This window comes from Pelomonas nitida, assembly GCF_043555975.1.
GTDB classification, from domain to species: domain Bacteria; phylum Pseudomonadota; class Gammaproteobacteria; order Burkholderiales; family Burkholderiaceae_C; genus Pelomonas; species Pelomonas nitida.
Genome location: NZ_JBIGIA010000009.1, coordinates 111,814 through 129,654, shown reverse-complemented (window position 1 = coordinate 129,654; position 17,841 = coordinate 111,814). Strand labels below are relative to the sequence as shown.

General features: G+C 66.7%; 15 protein-coding genes. 6 read left to right on the top strand and 9 right to left on the bottom strand.

What is annotated here, in order from left to right:
* Positions 1-10 precede the first annotated feature (10 nt).
* From ACG00X_RS13350 to lptF, 4 genes are all read right to left on the bottom strand, one after another.
* Complete coding sequence (locus ACG00X_RS13350; protein ID WP_394488676.1) at positions 11-955, bottom strand: CysB family HTH-type transcriptional regulator; 945 nt, start codon at positions 953-955, stop codon at positions 11-13.
* A gap of 88 nt (positions 956-1,043) precedes the next feature.
* Complete coding sequence (locus tag ACG00X_RS13345) at positions 1,044-1,412, bottom strand: sirohydrochlorin chelatase (RefSeq protein WP_394488675.1); 369 nt, start codon at positions 1,410-1,412, stop codon at positions 1,044-1,046.
* Entirely contained in the window at positions 1,412-2,539 is a 1,128-nt protein-coding gene (gene lptG, locus ACG00X_RS13340; RefSeq protein WP_394488674.1) for an LPS export ABC transporter permease LptG, read from the bottom strand. Before lptG ends, ACG00X_RS13345 begins: the two co-directional genes overlap by 1 nt.
* Positions 2,536-3,663, bottom strand: coding sequence for an LPS export ABC transporter permease LptF (gene lptF / locus ACG00X_RS13335; protein ID WP_394488673.1), 1,128 nt, complete (start codon positions 3,661-3,663; stop codon positions 2,536-2,538). The genes lptG and lptF overlap by 4 nt, the downstream gene beginning before the upstream one ends.
* Before the next feature lie 30 nt (positions 3,664-3,693).
* Between lptF and ACG00X_RS13330 the strand changes: the two genes are divergently transcribed.
* From ACG00X_RS13330 to prsR, 6 genes are all read left to right on the top strand, one after another.
* Entirely contained in the window at positions 3,694-5,157 is a 1,464-nt protein-coding gene (locus ACG00X_RS13330) for a leucyl aminopeptidase (RefSeq protein ID WP_394488672.1), read from the top strand.
* Positions 5,157-5,579, top strand: coding sequence for a DNA polymerase III subunit chi (locus ACG00X_RS13325; RefSeq protein WP_394488671.1), 423 nt, complete (start codon positions 5,157-5,159; stop codon positions 5,577-5,579). The genes ACG00X_RS13330 and ACG00X_RS13325 overlap by 1 nt, the downstream gene beginning before the upstream one ends.
* Positions 5,580-5,713: 134 nt before the next feature.
* On the top strand, positions 5,714-6,853 hold the full coding sequence (locus ACG00X_RS13320) for a branched-chain amino acid ABC transporter substrate-binding protein (protein WP_394488670.1): 1,140 nt from the start codon (positions 5,714-5,716) through the stop codon (positions 6,851-6,853).
* Between the two features lie 628 nt (positions 6,854-7,481).
* Positions 7,482-8,864 carry a TIGR03013 family XrtA/PEP-CTERM system glycosyltransferase gene (locus ACG00X_RS13315; protein ID WP_394488669.1) on the top strand — a complete coding sequence of 461 codons (1,383 nt, stop codon included), beginning with the start codon at positions 7,482-7,484 and terminating at the stop codon, positions 8,862-8,864.
* 134 nt (positions 8,865-8,998) lie between these two features.
* On the top strand, positions 8,999-11,080 hold the full coding sequence (gene prsK, locus ACG00X_RS13310; protein ID WP_394488668.1) for an XrtA/PEP-CTERM system histidine kinase PrsK: 2,082 nt from the start codon (positions 8,999-9,001) through the stop codon (positions 11,078-11,080).
* Positions 11,077-12,438, top strand: coding sequence for a PEP-CTERM-box response regulator transcription factor (prsR, locus tag ACG00X_RS13305; RefSeq protein ID WP_394488667.1), 1,362 nt, complete (start codon positions 11,077-11,079; stop codon positions 12,436-12,438). Before prsK ends, prsR begins: the two co-directional genes overlap by 4 nt.
* A 49-nt stretch (positions 12,439-12,487) precedes the next feature.
* Here prsR and ACG00X_RS13300 read toward each other — a convergent pair whose 3' ends face one another.
* The 5 genes from ACG00X_RS13300 to ACG00X_RS13280 all read right to left on the bottom strand — a co-directional run bounded on the left by ACG00X_RS13300 (position 12,488) and on the right by ACG00X_RS13280 (position 17,807).
* On the bottom strand, positions 12,488-13,708 hold the full coding sequence (locus ACG00X_RS13300; RefSeq protein WP_394488666.1) for a potassium/proton antiporter: 1,221 nt from the start codon (positions 13,706-13,708) through the stop codon (positions 12,488-12,490).
* Positions 13,709-13,726: 18 nt separating this feature from the next.
* Positions 13,727-14,887 carry a mechanosensitive ion channel family protein gene (locus tag ACG00X_RS13295; RefSeq protein ID WP_394488665.1) on the bottom strand — a complete coding sequence of 387 codons (1,161 nt, stop codon included), beginning with the start codon at positions 14,885-14,887 and terminating at the stop codon, positions 13,727-13,729.
* Positions 14,888-14,945: 58 nt separating this feature from the next.
* Positions 14,946-16,049: an acyltransferase family protein gene (locus tag ACG00X_RS13290; protein WP_394488664.1), complete on the bottom strand. Its 1,104-nt coding sequence runs from the start codon at positions 16,047-16,049 to the stop codon at positions 14,946-14,948.
* A gap of 81 nt (positions 16,050-16,130) precedes the next feature.
* A complete protein-coding gene (locus ACG00X_RS13285; RefSeq protein WP_394488663.1) occupies positions 16,131-16,682 on the bottom strand; it encodes a hypothetical protein in 552 nt (183 codons plus the stop codon).
* A 51-nt stretch (positions 16,683-16,733) separates the two neighbouring features.
* The gene (locus ACG00X_RS13280) at positions 16,734-17,807 is read right to left on the bottom strand and encodes a M35 family metalloendopeptidase (RefSeq protein ID WP_394488662.1); all 1,074 of its coding nucleotides are present in this window, start codon (positions 17,805-17,807) and stop codon (positions 16,734-16,736) included.
* Positions 17,808-17,841: the final 34 nt, after the last annotated feature.

The window sequence follows — 17,841 nt, the reverse complement described above, 5'->3', positions numbered from 1 at the left end:
GGCTGCCGTTCTACAGCTCGAAGTCGTCGGCGTCGCCGCTCATCGCCTTCTCGATGAGTTTGCGGCTCAGCCGAGGCGCCAGCAGCTCGGCAAAGCTGTAGACGTAGTTGCGCAGATAGGCGCCGCGCTTGAAGGCGATGCGCGTCACGTTGCTGCCGAGCAGCGGGCCCAGCGGGCGGGCGACGAGGTCGCTTTGCGCGGGCTCCTCTCGCATCGCCATCTCCGCGACGATGCCCACGCCCATGCCGAGGCGCACATAGGTCTTGATGACGTCGGAGTCGATGGCCTCCAGCACGATGTTAGGCGTGAGATGGCGCGCGGCGAAGGCCTTGTCGATGCGCGTGCGGCCCGTGAAGCTGGGGTGGTAGGACACCAGCGGCTCGGCGGCCAGTTGTTCGAGGTTGATGCGCTCGACGCTGGCCAGCGGATGCTCGCGCGGCACCACCATGACGTGCTGCCATTCGTAGCAGGGCAGGGTGACGAGCTCGGGGTATTGCGCGAGCGACTCGGTGGCGAGGCCCAGGTCGGCGGTCTCGTCGATGAGCATGCGGGCGACCTGGTCGGGGCTGCCCTGGTGCAGGCTGATGCGCAGCTGGGGCAGGGTCTTGCGCAGCTGCGCGACCGGCGCGGGCAGCACGTAGCGGGCTTGCGTGTGGGTCGTGGCGATGGAGAACGTGCCGCTGTCCTGGCGCGAATACTCCTCGCCGATGCGCTTCAGATTGGCGACCTCGCGCAGGATGATCTCGATGCAGGCCAGCACCTGTTGGCCGGGCTCGGTGATGCGGCGCAGGCGCTTGCCGTGGCGCGAGAAGATGTCGACGCCCAGCTCTTCTTCCAGCTCGAGGATGGCCTTGGACACGCCGGGTTGCGACGTGAAGAGCGCCTTGGCCGTCTCGGTCAGGTTGAGGTTGCGACGGGCGGCTTCCTGGACGAAGCGGAATTGGTGGAGGTTCATGTCGGTGGCGCGCGGTGGGCTGCACAGGCGTGACTGCACGCCACCGCAAGGCAGCCCGCGGCGCCGGCGTGGGCGTGGACGGAGAGGCTCATTCGAGGACGCTGAGACAGGTCTGCGTGATCGCGTGGAGCACGGCGTCCTGCTCGCCCAGCGGCGCATGCAGCCGCCATTCGACGGTGCTGCCAAAACGTTCGGCCAGGGCCGCCAGCAGCAAGGGAACATCGCGCCGCACGTGCCCGCCTGTGCCGAGGAACAGGGGCAGCACATGCACACGCGTGCAGCCGGCAGCGACCAGTGCTGCCGCAGCGTCTTCCATGCCGGGCGACATCAATTCGAGGTAGGCCAGCGCCAGTGGCGTGCCTGGCCGGGCAGCACGCAGGCGCTCGGCGACGGCCTCGAACGGACGGGCCCACGCGGGATCTCGTGCGCCATGGGCGAAGAGCAGCAGGCCGTCCATCAGCGGTACCGGACGAGCCACGCGAAGGCCGCCATCGACAAGCCCAGGTAGAGCAGGCTGGGCACGGCGGCCGCCACCCAGGGTGTCCAGTTCTTCAGCAGGCCCAGGTGGTTGGCCACGTTGCTCAGCACGACGAAGCTGATGCCCAGCATGATGCCGCCGAACACCTTGAGGCTGATGCCGCCGGAGCGGCCGTGCAGGTAGGCGAACGGCAGTGCCAGGGCCACCATGACGAAGCAGGCGAAGGGGTAGAGCGCCTTGCGCCAGAACTGGATGTTGTGGGCCTGGGCGGATTGCTCCTGTGCTGACAGGTGCTCCGTGTAGCGGTACAGCTCCATCGTCGACATGGACATCGCCGGCAGCACGGCCGCGGCGATCACGCCCGCATGCAGCGAGCTTTGCCAGGTCGACTGCGGCAACTGCTGCTCCTTGACCACCACGTCGCCGACCGCGCCGCTGGCCACGTCCGTCAGTGGCTCCCAGATCGTGCGCTTGACCTGCTGGAGGTGCCACAGCCCCTGACCGTCCACATCCACCTTGCTGGCCTCGGTGCGCGTGATCAGGCGGCCTTGCGGGTCGAACTCGTAGATGCGCACGTCGCCCAGTTCGCCGCCCGCGCCCACGCGGCCTACCTTCACCGAATAGCTGCGCTCCTGGCCGTCGATGTAGGCATGGTCCTTCAGCCAGGCACCGCGTTGCGGCGGGTTGGCGCTGCGCGTGAAACGCGCTCGCATGTCGTCGCTCTGACGCTCGAATTCAGGCGTGACGTAATCGCCCACGACGAAGGTCAGCACCGCGAAGAGTGCGGCCAGCCGCGCCAGCAGCCCCAGCGCGCGAGCCGGCCCGAGGCCCCCGGTGCGCAGGATCGTGAACTCGCTGCTCTGCGCCAGCCGCGCCAGCGCGATGATGGAGCCGATCAGCACGCTGATGGGGAACAGCGTGTAGAAGTTGCCCGGGATCTCCATCGCGGCCAACAGCGCGGCCTTGCCGGCACCCGCGCCGATGCGCGACATGCGGTCCATCTCTTCGACGAAGTCGTTGAAGAACATCAGGGCCAGGAAGCCCAGCAACACCAGCAGCACGGAGCCGACGATGTCCTTGTAGAGGAGGGTGCGGACGGTTCTCATGCGGTCACCGCCGGGGTGCGCCGGCGCAGGCAGAGGCGGTTGCCGTTGTCACGCAGCCAGATGATGGCCAGCGCCAGTACGAAGGCGCCGCCGTGCAGGCCCAGCAATGCGCGCGGCAGCGTGGTGCGCCCGTTATTCACCCAGGACTGCGACACATTGATCAGATTGAAATAGACGACGAAGGCCAGCAGCGCGAACAGCAGGTTCCAGTTGCTTGCACGGCGAGGGTTGGAGGCTGACAGGCCCACGCCCAGCAGCGCCATGTTGACGGCGCCCAGAATCATCCCGAAGCGCCAGGCCAGCTCCCCCATGTTCTTGCGCCAGGCCGCCTGATCCGCCGGGGTGTTGCCAGATGGCGGCTGTAGCAGGTCCAGCGTCGCCATCGCCTTGGGTGGCAACTGGCTGCCGCTGGCGAGCACCTGCGTGTCGGTCAGCACCTTGTACTGCTCGAAGCGGGCGAGGCTTTTCTCGCCGGTCTTGAGTTGGGTCTCGTTGCGCTGCCCGTGGTTCAGCACGAGGAAGCGGTCGTTGTCTTCCATCTCGAGGCGGCCGTGCGATGCGGTGGTCACGGACTCGCGGCCATTCTGGTTGGCGAGGATGAAGACATTGCGGCCCGTCGCGGCGTTGTCGCCGTCGCGCTCGATGAAAAACACGCGGCTGCCGTCGCGTGAGGTCTGGAACTGGCCGGGCGCCACGCGCGACAGGTCGCTGCGCTTCTGGTAGCGGTCGCGCAGCTCGGCGCTGTTCTGATTGCCCCAGGGCCAGACGATGAGTTCCAGCACGACGACGGCGGCCAGGACGGGCCAGGCCATGCGCAGCACCGGCCGCACGAAGCGCTTGAGCGGCATGCCGCTGGCGAACCAGATCGTCATCTCCGACTCGCGGTACAGGCGGCCGAGCGTGATGACGATGGCGAGAAAGAGCGACAGCGTCAGCATGACGGCCAGGTTGGAGATGGTCGTGTAGCCCATCAGCAGCACGACGTCCTGCGGCGCCACGTTGCCACCGGCGGCCTGGCCCAGCATCTTGATCAGCGTCAGCGTGAGCACGATGGTCAGGATGACCACCAGCGTGACCCCGAAGCTCTTCGCCAACTCTGATCGCGTGGATGAATCGAATAACATCAAACGCACTTCTTTCTACTTCCAGTCATTATGGACTTCAAGGTTCAAGCCGCAGAGTTGAATGCTCTCGCTACCGTGGGTGCGGACGCTCTGATCGTGGTGTTGGGCGGCGACACGCTGCCCCAGGGCCTGGACGCCGCCGTGGCCAAGCAGGCCCAGGCTGCCATCAAGCTCGGCGATTTCGCGCTGAAGGGCGGGCAGGCGCTCACGCTGACGCACGTCGATGGCATCAAGGCCGCGCGCCTGGTGCTGGTGGCCAGCGGCAAGGCAACGTTGGCGGCGGCGCGCAATGCGCTGCAGGCCGGGCTCGGGCAGGTCAAGTCGCGCGGCGTCGTCAACGCGGCCGTCGTGTTCGCCGGGTTCGATGCGGCGCTGATCGAGTCGCTTGCCGAGCAGACCGCCATCGCCGGCAGCGACGCCGTCTACATCTACCGCTACACCAAGCCCAGCGCCCCGGAAGCGCCCAAGCTGGCCAAGCTGGCGCTGCTCGTCGGCAAGGCAGACCAGAAGGCCGCCAAGTCGGGGCTGGTGCGTGGTGAGTCCATCGCCGCCGGCATCGAGCTGGCGCGCGAATGTGCCAACCGGCCGGCCAACTATGCAACGCCGACCTATCTGGGCGAGGTCGTCCAGGGCCTGGGCAAGACGCATGGCCTGAAGGTCGAAGTGATGGACCGCAAGGCCGTCGAGAAACTCGGCATGGGGAGCTTCCTGGCCGTGGCGCAGGGCTCTGACGAACCGCTGCGCTTCATCGTCGCCCGCTACGACGGCGCGGCCAAGACCGTGCCACCCGTGGTGCTTGTCGGCAAGGGCATTACCTTCGACACGGGCGGCATCTCGCTGAAGCCCGGCGCCGAGATGGACGAGATGAAGTTCGACATGGGCGGCGCGGCCAGCGTCATCGGCACGCTGAAAGCCGTCGCCGAACTCAAACCCAAGCTGAACCTCGTCGTCATCGTTGCGGCCTGCGAAAACATGCCCAGCGGCCGGGCGGTCAAGCCGGGTGACGTCGTGACGTCCATGTCCGGCCAGACCATCGAGATCCTGAACACCGATGCTGAAGGCCGGCTCATCCTGTGCGATGCGCTGACCTATGCAGAGCGCTTCAAGCCTGCCGTCGTCGTGGACGTGGCGACGCTGACGGGCGCCTGCGTCATCGCGCTCGGCGGTGTGCGCAGCGGCATGTATGCCAGCGATGACGAACTGGCCGACGCGTTGACCACCGCTGGCGACGCGGTGCTCGACCCATGCTGGCGCATGCCGCTGGACGACGAGTACGCCGAGGGCCTGAAGAGCAATTTTGCCGACGTCCCCAACATCGCCGGACGCGCGGGCGGCTCCATCACGGCGGCCAAGTTCCTGCAGCGCTTTGCGAGCAAGTACCGCTGGGGTCACCTGGACATCGCGGGCACCGCATGGAAGGGCGGCGCGGCCAAGGGTGCGACCGGCCGGCCCGTCGGCCTGCTGACCCACTTCGTGCTGGGCCAGGCGAAGTAGTGGTCCAACAGGTCAGCTTCTACAGCGACGCGGCTGATCCGTTGCACTTTGCCTGCCGGCTGGTCCGGCGTGCGCTGGCGGCGGGCAAGCCGGTGGGCGTGCGCGTGCCGCCGGCGCAGATGGCGCGGCTCGACGAACTGCTGTGGAGTTTTGATGCGGCCGAGTTCATTCCTCACCGGCGTTGGGACGGCGTCACGCCGCCGATGCCCGGTGAGGTCTTGCTCGTGGCCGATGCGGCCGTACTGCCGCACCGCGGCCTGCTGCTGAACCTGGCTCCCGACCTGCCCGGGGATGCCTTCGAGTTTGAGCGCATTCTGGAGGTGGTGGGCCGCGACCCCGCGCTCGTGCAGGCGGGTCGCACACGCTACCGCGCCTATCAGCAGACGGGCGCCAAGCTGGATCACTTCTCGGCCGCCGGCTGAGCGTCGCTTTGCTGCCAAGAACCACGCTTTCCCGGATGAGTCGGGGCAGTGATTTGGGATATGGTCAATTCGTTGAAACCTCAACAGTGTTGCCTGTCTCTTTTCTCTCTCCTCTTCCAAACCGGAGTCGATCCATGCAAGTCAAATTGAATGTGTTGGTGGGTGCAGCGGCCGCATTGCTCAGCGGCGCGGCCATGTCCCAGGAGCTGGTCGTGAAGATCGGCCACGTCGGGCCCACCAGCGGTGCCATTGCCCACCTGGGCAAGGACAACGAGATGGGTGCCCGCATGGCGGTCGAAGAACTGAACGCCAAGGGCGTCATGATTGGCGGCAAGAAGGCCAAGTTCGAACTGCTGGCCGAAGACGATGGCGCCGATCCCAAGCAGGGCACGGCAGCCGCCTCCAAGCTGGTGGACTCCAAGGTCAATGGCGTTGTGGGGCATCTGAACTCTGGTACCTCCATCCCTGCTTCCAAGATCTACAGCGACGCTGGCATCCCGCAGATCAGCCCGTCTGCAACGGCTGTCGAGTTCACGAGCCGCGGTCTGAAGACAACGTTCCGCGTGGTGGCCAATGACGGCCAACTCGGTGGCACGCTGGGGCGCTATGCCGCGACGACGCTGAAGGCCAAGAAGGTTGCCATCATTGATGACCGCACCGCCTACGGTCAGGGTGTGGCCAAGGAATTCGAGAAGGGCGCCAAGAGCCAGGGCGCCGTGGTTGTTGGTACGGAACACACGACCGACAAGTCGGTCGACTTCATGACCATCCTGACCACGCTGAAGGCCAAGAAGCCTGACGTCGTGTTCTTCGGCGGCATGGATGCCGTGGCCGGCCCGATGCTGCGCCAGATGAAGCAACTGGGCATCGAAGCCAAGTTCATGGGCGGTGACGGCATCTGCACGGGCGCGCTGCCCAAGCTGTCTGGCGACACGATGGCCGATGGCCAGGTTGTCTGCGCCGAGGCGGGTGGCGTGGAGGGCGAGGCCAAGAAGTCCATGGATGACTTCCGCACCAAGTTCAAGGCGAAGTTCAACACCGACGTGCAGATTTATGCGCCTTATGTTTACGACGCCGTGAATGTGCTGGTCGATGCGATGGTTCGCGCCAAGTCCGCCGATCCGGCCAAGTACCTCCCTGAGTTGTCCAAGACCAACTACAAGGGCGTGACGGGTCTGATCGCCTTCGACGGCAAGGGCGACATCAAGAATGGCGCGCTGACCCTCTACACGTACAAGGCTGGCAACCGCGAGCAGATCGCCGTCGTGCGTTGAGCCAATCGGCTTGAGACGGCCGCTGGTGTCGTCTCTCAGTGTCAATATCAAACCCGCCGAACCTGCTGTCGGCGGGTTTTTTCATATGGCCAGGCTGCAAGGTGTCAGCTGCGGTGCTGCTGCGATGTTGATATTTACAATTATTTTCTGAAAACTGATTTTTCGGCGGCGTGAAACCTTCGCGAGCGTCCCGCGCTGCAAAGCCCCGCTTGAACAGTTGAAATGAGCCGTCGTGCGGTCCGCACGCTTTGTTGGCTCGCAGCGTGGGCGTGCCGCACGTTATCGGGTCTACTCGCAGGCACGTGAAAATGACCGGGGCGCGATCGGGTGGATCGATGCGTTAAGGAGAGGCGGATTCAAGGGGCAGCCCCCCTGCAAACGGGGGGCTTTCAACGCTGAATGGCGCCGGCATGATGCCGGCGCGATCGAAGCTGGGTCGTGCTGTTTATTGCTGCGGCAAGCAGGGGGCTGTCAGGGGTATTTGCGCCGTAGTCGCCGGTTTGTTGTATAGGGGTTTTGTTGCAACCTTTGTATCGGAGTGAACGAAATCAGGGTCGTGAGCCGGGATTGTTCATCGAGGGTCGATACAGGTAGGAAATACACCCAGCAGACGTGGTCGGGGATGTAAATGATTCGGATATTCAACCATTACCTGCACAGGCAAACCTTGCTTCAGGTCTTTTTTGATCTGGGCCTGATTGTTTTTGCCGTCATTGCCGTGGTGCTGAGCCAGGGGGAGTCGGCGCAGACCGTGCTGCCCTTCGCGGCGTCTCATGGGTTGTCGCTTGCCGGTTGCATGTTCGTCATCAATTCAGCGACAGGCTTCTACCAACATGTCCACAACCGCTCGGTGACCGAGTCCTGCGCTCGGGCGCTGTTCGGCCTGCTCTTCGGCTTGCCGCTGGCCTATGCGATTTTCAGCCTGGTGCCGTCGAACACCAGCCATCGCGATCTCCTGACTCTCGTCGCGATGGGGGCGGTAGCTGCCGTGATGGTGCACCGGGTTTATGCGGCGCACTCCAGTGCGCAAGCACGCTTGCGCAGCCGCATTCTCATCTTCGGTACCGGGCCTGCGGCACGTGCTGTCGGCAATACGCTTCGAGCATCCGATCCGCATGCGCAGATCGTGGGCTATTACGCCGGGCCCAACGAGGAGCTCCATGAGGTGTCGCCGGCCGACATCATCAACGATGGCGGCAGCCTGACCGAGGCCGCGCTGCGTCACAACGTCGATGAAATCGTCGTGGCGCTCAGCGAGCGGCGCGGCGGCAGCATGCCCCTGCGCCAGCTGCTGGATTGCAAGTTGTCTGGCGTGCGCGTGGTCGACATTGCCACGCATTTCGAAAAGACACTTGCGCAGATCAACATCAAGCATGTCAATGCGGGCTGGCTGGTCTTCGGGGACGGCTTCAGCCAGGGCATGCTGCGCGCGGCGATCAAGCGTGTCTGCGACATCGTTTTCGCAGCACTGATCCTGGCGGTCACCTGGCCCATCATGCTGGCGACAGCGGTGATCATCCGTCTGGAGTCGCGTGGGCCGGTGCTTTATCGTCAGGAGCGAGTCGGCTTGAACGGTGTGCCCTTCAAGGTCATCAAGTTTCGCAGCATGCGGACCGATGCCGAGAAGGATGGCAAGCCGCGCTGGGCTACGAAGAACGACGATCGCGTGACGCGTGTCGGCCGGTTCATCCGCAAGGTGCGTATCGACGAGTTGCCGCAGCTCTTCAATGTGCTGTGGGGGGAAATGAGCATGGTCGGGCCGCGGCCTGAGCGGCAGTTCTTTGTCGACGAATTGATCAGCAAGATTCCCTACTACGCCGTTCGCCACAGCGTGAAGCCTGGTGTGACGGGGTGGGCGCAGGTGCGCTATGAATACGGGTCGACGATCGAGGATTCGGTCGAAAAGCTTCAGTACGACCTGTACTACGTCAAGAACCATTCCCTCTTCCTGGATCTTCTGATCCTGCTGGAAACAGTCGCCGTCGTGTTGACTGGCAAGGGTGCGCGCTGACCGTCTAGCGCTGGGGCGGGCGCGCCAATCGACGCCAGCTGGCTTGCGGCCTGTCTCGACCTCTCATGCCAGCTTCTGAACTTGCGTCATCAGACCTGGGAGCCGCGCTCGAGGCACTCGCTTCCGTCGCGTCCTTGAATGCTGTCGGCGACCTGGTCTGCTGCGCGGCGTACAGCGTCCTGGCGGTCTACTTCGCCCAGCGACTGGCGCGTGGTCTGGTCCCCATGTCAGCGTTGGCGGTGCTGTTCCTGGCTGCATTGGCTGGCAGCGCCCTGTGGGCGGGGTTCTCCTTGTGGGACGGGCTGCGGCACTGGTCTGACCGGCTGCCCTCGTGGATCGTTCCTGGTCTTGACGTGGTGCGCCTGGGACTGTGGTTCGCCTTCCTGCTGATGCTGTTGCCGCCGCCGCAGCGGCACAGTCTGGCGCGGGTGCGTTCGGTGGTCGGGCTGGTCGTCGCATGCCAGCTGGCGCTCATCGTGTCGTCGGAATGGTTGCCGGTGGATACCTTGGATCGCGCACGCGCTTTTGGGGCGCTTGGGCTCGCGGTGATGGGATTGGTTCTCGTCGAGCAGGTGCTGCGCAATGCCGAAGTCGATGCGCGCTGGAACGCCAAGCCGTTCTGTCTCGGCCTGGGCGGTATCTTCATGTTCGATTTGTTCGTCGGCTCGCAGGCGGCGCTGTTCCAGAGCTTCGATGGCGACACCGTGAGCGTTCGTTCACTGGTTCATGCGGTGGCGGTGCCGCTGTTGTTCGTCGCGTCCCGTCGCCAGGGCGATTGGCGAGGCAAGTTGCACGTCTCGCGAGCGGCGATTTTTCATTCGGCAGCATTGCTGCTGATCGGCGGCTATCTGCTGGTTGTTGCCGGCGTCGGCTATTACGTGCGCTTCACGGGCGGGCAGTGGGGGCGGGCGCTCTCCGTCGCGCTCGTGTTCGTGGCGCTGGTGCTGCTCACGTTGCTGCTGGCTTCGGGCGCGATGCGCGCCCGACTGCGTGTCTACATCAGCAAGAACTTCTTCAGCTATCGCTACGACTACCGTGAAGAGTGGCTGCGCTTCACGCGCCTGCTGGCTGGCAGTGTCGAGCCGGAGCTGACGGCCGAAACGGCCGTGCGGGCGCTGTGCAATCTGGTGGAAAGCCCATCGGGCATGCTGTGGCTGCAGCGCGCCGCCGACGGAGATTTCACGCAGGTCGCGCATTGGAATCTGCCGGCCCAGGTTGGCGCAGAGCCTCGCGATGGATCGCTGGCTTCGTTTCTGAGCCGGCGCTCATGGATCATCGACGTCGAGCAGTGGCGCGCGCGACCCGAGGCCTACCCGGGGCTCGAACTGCCTGATTGGTTGACTGGTGAGGCGCGTTGCTGGTTGATCGTTCCGCTCCTGGTTCATGAGGCGCTCATCGGCTTTGCCGTGCTGGGCAGACCGCGGACCGTCGTCGAGCTCAACTGGGAGGTGCGTGACCTGCTGGGCACGGCGGCGAGCCAGGCGTCCGGCTATCTGGCGCAGGCGCAAGCCACCGAAGCGCTGCTGGAGGCCCGCAAGTTCGATGCCTTCAATCGCATGTCGGCGTTCGTCGTGCATGACCTCAAGAACATCGTCACGCAGCTGTCGCTGATGATGAAGAACGCCAAGCGGCTGCGCGACAACCCGGAGTTCCAGCAGGACATGCTGGACACCGTGGAGAACTCGCTCGAGAAGATGCGCCAGCTCATGCTTCAGTTGCGGCAGGGCGACAAGCCCCACGGTGTGACCAGTGGCGTCGACCTGGAGCAGATTGCCAGGCGGCTGGCCGAAGCCGCTGCCGGCAAGGGGCGGGCGCTGGAGCTGGAACTTCAGCCGGGCGTGAGCACGCGCGGGCACGCCGAGCGTGTCGAACGCGTGCTGGGACACGTCGTGCAGAACGCCTTCGACGCCACGCCCGTGGCTGGCCGTGTGCGCCTCGTGCTGGATGCCGAGGGCAGTCAGGCACGGGTTCGTGTGGAAGACAGCGGCTGCGGCATGAGCGAGGATTTCATCCAGAACAGGCTCTTCAAGCCGTTCCAGACCACCAAGGCCGCAGGCATGGGCATCGGGGCGCACGAGAGCTATCAATACATTCAGGAACTAGGAGGGAAGATCAGCGTGCAGAGTGAATTGAACCGGGGAACCACCGTGACCCTGTTGTTGCCCTTGTTCCATGCGCAGACGCAAGCACCGCTGACCGTCCTCGACGTCCGATGAACACCACACGCCATGCGCCGCTGCTGATCGTCGAAGACGACCTGGCGCTGCAAAAACAATTGAAATGGTCGCTGGACCGTTTCGAATCGGTCACGGCCGATGATGTCGCCAGCGCGGTGCTGCAATTTCGGCGTCACAGCCCTGCCGTCGTGACGATGGACCTCGGCCTGCCACCCGACCGGGATGCGGTGTCCGAGGGCTTCAAGTGCCTGGAAAAGCTGCTCGAGCTTGACCCGGCGGTGAAGGTCATCGTACTGACCGGGCAGAACGACCAGGACAACGCGCTGCGGGCGATCCGCATGGGCGCCTACGATTTCCTGGCCAAGCCTGTAGACCCCGATGTGCTGGCGCTGACCGTCGAGCGGGCCTACCGCCTCTACGAGCTGCAGCAGGAGAACCGGCGCCTGCAGATGCAGCAGGGCAGCGATGTCTTTACCGGGCTGGTCACGCGTGACCCCGGGATGCAGCGCGTGTGCCGCATGATCGAGAAGGTCGCGCGCAGCGACGCCACCGTGCTGCTGCTGGGCGAAAGCGGCACCGGCAAGGAAGTGCTGGCGCAGGGCTTGCACGATGCGTCCAAGCGCAAGGGGCGCTTTGTCGCGATCAACTGCGCCGCGATTCCCGAGACGCTGCTGGAGAGCGAGCTCTTCGGTTACGAGCGCGGCGCCTTCACCGGCGCCACCAAGTCGACGCTGGGCAAGATCGAGACGGCCAATGGCGGCACCTTGATGCTGGACGAAATCGGCGACCTGCCGATGCCGCTGCAAGCCAAGTTGCTGCGCTTTCTGCAGGAGCGGGTCATCGAGCGCGTGGGTGGCCGGCAGGAGATCCCGATCGACGTTCGCGTCGTGGGTGCAACGCACCAGGACTTGAAGGCTCGTATCGCGGAGGGCCGCTTCCGTGAGGACCTCTACTACCGCCTCGCCGAGATCGTGGTGGACATCCCGCCGCTGCGGGACCGGTTGGGAGACCCGGTGCTGCTGGCGCATGCGTTCGCGCGGCGGTTTGCGACGGAAATGCGGCGCCGAGTGCCGACGCTTGCCGACGATGCGGTGCGCGCGTTGGAGGCGCATCGCTGGCCCGGGAATGTGCGTGAGCTCCAGAACATGCTCAAGCGCGCGGTCATCATGGCGGAGGAGGACCGCATCACGGCGGCCGATCTCGGCTTGCGCCAAGACCTCGAACCCTCCCCGGATGCCGACCTGCTGGACTTGCGCACCGTGCGGGAGCAAGCCGAGCGCCAAGCGGTCATCCTGGCCCTGGCACGCACCGACGGCAACATGGTGCGCGCCGCCGAACTGCTGGGCATCAGCCGCCCGACCTTGTACGACCTGATGAATCGGCTTCAGCTGAAGTGATGCCTCGCTGGCTGGGACGCTCCGGGGCGCGTCGCGAGCAGGGCGTTTTCTAGGGCCTGACCAGCTTGAGCGCCCGCGCCAGCGGTGCCAGCGTCGGGCCCTGGATCAGCAGCGACAGCACCACCACCAGGAAGGCCACGTCGAACAGCCGCCAGGCGCCCGGCACACCCGCCATCACCGGATAGGCCGCCAGCACGATGGGCACACCGCCGCGCAGGCCCGACCACGCGACGAAGCACTGTTCCCGCCAGCTGAACCGTAGCGGCGCGAGGCAGGCCACGACGGCGGCCGGCCGCGCCAGCAGCATCAGCCCGGCGGCGACGGCCAGGCCTGGTGCGAGGAGGTGGCCGACCTCGTGCGGCGTGACGAGCAGCCCGAGCAGCAGAAACATGACCGCCTGCGCCAGCCAGGTGTAGCCGTTGAGGCCGGGCAGGCTCATGAGCGTGAGGCGCTCCGCGCGGTGGCGCACGAGCAGGCCGGCGAGATAGACCGCCAGGAAGCCTGAGCCGCCGGCGCGATTCGTCACCGCGAACAGCAGCAGCCCCGTGGCGGCCATCAGCAGGGCCGCCAGGCCGTCGTGGTCGTCCGTCACGGGCAGACGGCGCAGCCAGGCGGCGAGCAGCCAGCCGCCCGCCGCGCCCGCGAGCAGCCCGAGGCCCAACTGTTGTGCCAGCAGCGGCAGTAGCACTGCCAGGCTCGAGGCGGCGTGGCCGTCCGCCGCGCCGGGTGCGGCCATCCAGGCAATCAGCCCCAGCGTCAGCACCATCGCGACCGGGTCATTCATGCCGGACTCCAGCTCGATGGTCGCGGTCAGCCGCGGGCTCAGCTTCAACTGGCTGGCGCTGAACTGCGCAAACACGGCGGCGGCATCGGTGGAGGACACCGCCGCGCCCAGCAGCAGACCCTGGGCCCAGGGCACGTCGAGCGCCAGGTGGGCCAGCGTCGCGACCAGGCAGGCCGTCGCTGCCACGCCCGCCGTGGCCAGCAGGCCAGCCGGCAGCACGCCGTCGCGCACCTGCCGCCAGCGCGTGCGCAGGCCGCCGTCGAACAGGATCAGCGCAAGCGCCAGGTTGCCGACATGCACGGCGAGCGCGTAGTTATCAAACGACAGGCCCAGCGGCCCGTCCACGCCGGCGAGCATGCCGACGACCAGGAACACCAGCAGGTGCGACAGGCCGAAGCGGTGGGTGTAGAGCGCGCCGATGATGGCGATCACCACCAGTGCGGCGGCGGCGGCGGTCAGCAGGTCGGCCGTGCCGGTGCCGTGCATCGCGGCAGCTCGCGGGTGTCAGGCGCCGGTGGCCGGCTGCGGGCCGGCGCGGCCGACCGGCTGTGCGGTCGCCACGCCGTCCACCTGCTGTCTCGGCGCCGCAGCGGCGGCGACGACGCTCACCGCCGGCACCGTGACGGAGAAACTCACGCCGCGCTCACGCAGCGCGCGCATCAAGGCCAGGTTGAGCGCCTGCTGGCGGTCCATGTAGACGTCGTAGCTCGGGTCCAGCACGCGGTAGACGACCTCGAAGTCCAGCGAGCTCTGGCCGAAGCCCTTGAAGTGCGCGCGCACGAATTCAAGTTGCGGGTCGGCCTCGATGAGGTCCCTCACGATGGGCGGTACGGCGGCCACTTCGTCCGCCGAGGCCTCGTAGGTGAGGCCGAAGGTGAAGGCCACGCGCCGCGTCTGCAGCCGCTTGAAATTGGCGACCGTGCGCTTGAGCAGTTCGGCGTTGGACATGACGATCTGCTCGCCGCCGAGGCTGCGGATGCGCGTCGTCTTCAGGCCCACGCGCTCGACGGTGCCGGTCACGTCGCCCACGGTGATGGAGTCGCCCACCTCGAAGGGCTTGTCCACCGCGATGGCCAGCGAGGCGAACAGGTCGCCGAGGATGTTCTGCACGGCCAGCGCCAGCGCCACGCCACCGATGCCCAGGCTGGCGACGAAGGCGGTGATGTTCACGCCCATGTTGGACAGCACGGCCAGCGCGATCACCACCCACAGCGCGCCACGCAAGCCCCAGCCCAGCAGCGTGGCCGAGGCCGACAGTGCGGGTGCCGCGGCGCTCTCGCCGCCCTGGCGCCGCGCCTGGTATTGCAGCCCTTGGGACACGGCCTGCTGGCCCCACAGGCCCAACTGGATGGCGACGACGGCGAACCACAGCTGCGAGACGCGGCCGTGCCAGCGGTCGTCCAGCGGCAGCAGGCCCAGCCCCACCAGCAGCCCGACCACCCAGATGAGTGCGGCGTTGGTTTGTTCCAGCACGCGCACCAGCCCGTCGTCCACCTGCGTGGTGGTGCGGCGGGACAGCGCGCCGAGCCGCTGGATGGCCAGCCGCAGCCCCGCCTTGATGACGATCACGGTGATGAAGCCGGCCAGCACGGCGGGCAGCATTTCGGTCCAGTCGACGTCGGGCAGCGCCGCCGAGGTTCGGGTCAGGAATTCGTTCCAGGTCATGCAGTCGTTCGGGCAATCGGCACCCGGCCACGGTAGTGGCGCCGCCGCCCGGCGTCTGTCAGCCGGGCGCCCGACGGTCTTGTGGGCCGGCGCCGACAAGCGCACCGAGGCGATCGCGCAGCCGCAGCCCAGGCCGCTCGACGGCGTAGTGCAGCGCCGCGCCCACGGCCAGGATGACCGCCGCGTAGACCGGGAACAGGGCCAGCCCCTGCAGTGGCAGCGCCGGCGTCAGCCATTCGTGCACGGCATGCATTGCCAGCTTGTGGCTCAGGTAGAGGCTGTAGGAGATGGCCGCCAGCCAGCCCACGCCGGGCAAGGCACGGCGCATCGTCGTCGCGGCCAGCACCACCAGGCCGAAGCCGGCCGACAGCAGCGGCCAGCCCACGGCGTTGGCCGTCAACCCCGTGCGGTCGCTGAACAACCACAGCGCCACGCTCACCAGTGCCAGGCCACCCAGCAGCAGCAGCGTCGAGCGCGCCTGCAACCGTGCCCACAGCGCGGGCCGGTAGACGTGCAGGGTGGCGAGCATCACGCCGGCCAGCAGGCCGTCCAGCCGTGCCCAGGTGGGGTAGTACAGATCCTCGATGAACCAGGGGCGGGGCGGCTGTGTCGCGTCGTCGTGTAGCCAGACCCCGGCGCGCAGCGCGATGCCCCCGAGCACGAGGGCTGCGCAGATCGCTGCGATATGAGCGCTGCGCGCGCGGCGCGACAGCCCGATCGCGATCAGCGGGAACAGCAGGTAGAAGTGCTCCTCCACGCACAACGACCAGGCGTGAGAGAAGGCCTGGTTCTGGCCGTAGTCGATGAGCAGGTTGAGCGTGAAGGTGGCGAACTGCCACCAGGCCTCCAGCCCCCGCGCCTCGCGCAGGCCGGGGACGGCGAGGTAGACCGCCAGCACCAGCCAGAACGCCGGCAAGATGCGCCAGGCCCGGCGCCAGTAGAAGTCGCGTAGTGCCGGCGGTTCGCCGCGCCGCAGTGCGCGCAGCCACTGCGAGCCGATCAGGAAGCCGCTGAGCACGAAGAAGATGTCCACGCCCATCCAGCCGTAGCGGGTCAGCCACTGCCAGTCCGGCCCGAGACCGCCGATCACGAAGGTGTGGAAGAACATCACCCAGACGATGGCGATGCTGCGCAACAGGTCGAGACCGGGAAGGCGGGGCATGGAAGAACGGCGGCGGAATGGCAGGGCCGGCAGCGTAACGCGCCCGTTGCCGCCACGGCCTCGGCGCGGGGCGTCAGCGCGTCAGCGCGTCAGCGTGGCCTCGCCGCAGTCCTGATCCAAACCCTGGTGCGTCGATCGTGGGCGCGGTGGCGAGTCCTCGGTCATGACGTCGTGCCAGCGCCAAGCAGCGCCGATCTTCAGCGACCCGGCCGCCGGCAGCACGAAGGCCTCGTTGAGCGTCAGTGTGGACTCGAGCTGCTGCCCGGCGGGCAGCAGCAGGTAGTCGCTCGCGGCCGGCTCGCCGCGCTTGCGCATCGCGCCCTGGAACGGCAATTCGTTCGAGCCGGCGTGGACGCGCACGAACCGCCCGAACCAGCCGCCTTCGAACGGGCTGCCCCAGCGCAGCAGCCGCAGCTCGCTCGCGCCGTCGTTGCGCAAGGTGAAGTGCAGCACGACCTGACCCTGAGCGTCGGGCTGCGCGGTGAAGCTGCAGCGCGGCGCTGGTGGCGGTGCTTTGGGTGGCGCTTTGGTGGGCACCTTGGGCGACATGGACCAAGCCATGGAAAGCGGGGCCGCCAGCAGCAGCGCGGCAGCGGCAGCGGCAACCCGGCGGAGTGGCGCAAGCATGTTCATGCCCGCAAGCCTACCGCCAGGCAGCCGGCGCCGCGTCGCGCCGGCGCGGACTCAGTTCTTGGCCGGGTTGTTCTCGGCGAAGTATTCATGGTTGTCCGAGTTGTCCAGCGCCTTGGTCGGGCTGGACTTGGCCAGGCTCAGCGCTGCGCTCTGGCCGTAGGCCCAGTCGTCTGTGGCCGCGATGACGTTGAAGTGCATCATTTCATGCACCAGCGTGCCGCCCTTGCTGTCGGTGCCGGTCATCGGCGCGCTCCAGAAAGCGCCGCAGACGTAGATCTTGTACGGCTGCGTCGGGTAGACGTAGGCGTAGGTGTCGGTCTCCTTGCAGCTGCAGTCCAGAGTCAGCGCGGCCGACTGGAAGGCGTTGCGGGCCTTTACGAAGTGATCCTTGGCCGTGTTCCAGCGGGCCAGCGTGTAGGCGCCGAACCAGCTGGTGTAGCGCGCCGTCGCCGACGGCGTGCCGCTGAGGTAGGTGGCGGAGTTGGCCGCGTAGGTGGTGGCGGCCGACACCGCCGAGGCCAGCGTGGACTTCTGGCTGGTGGTGCAGGCGCCGGTGTAGGTGATGCTGGCGGCGGCCGTGCCCACGTCGGTGGCGGCGGTCGTGGCCAGCGGGGCCGAGGCTTCGGCGTCCAGCTTCTCGTTGCGGTTCTGCGTCCACAGGTACAGGGACGAGGCGCTGCGCATGGCCTGCGCGCCGGAGTCCTGTGCGCCGCGGGCGCTCTGGAACTCGATGGCGTAGCGGCCGTTCTTGCCGAAGTCGTAGTGGCCGGTCAGCTCGACCCGGTAGTTCAGCGTTGCGCCGGCCGCGATCTCGACGTAGTCCTTGGCGGTCGGCGCGGTGCGCTTGATGAGCGCGCCGGTGTAGCGCACGGGCACGTCGTCGCGCGTGACGCGGAACAGCGGGCCGCCCATCTTTTCGCTGGGCAGTTGCCAACGCAGCACCTGCACGGCACTGCGGCAGACGTTGGTCACAGCCACATCGACATGGACATCCACATCGCCGTTCACGACGGCGGCGGGGCTGCTCAGGCGCACATCCAGGCATTCGCCGGAGGGGGCCGCATAACTGGCGCTTGTGGCGGCAACAGCGAGGGCAGCAGCGGTCAACTTGAACAAGGTCTTCATGCAAGCTCCTGTGGCCCCGGGTCGGGGCGCTGGG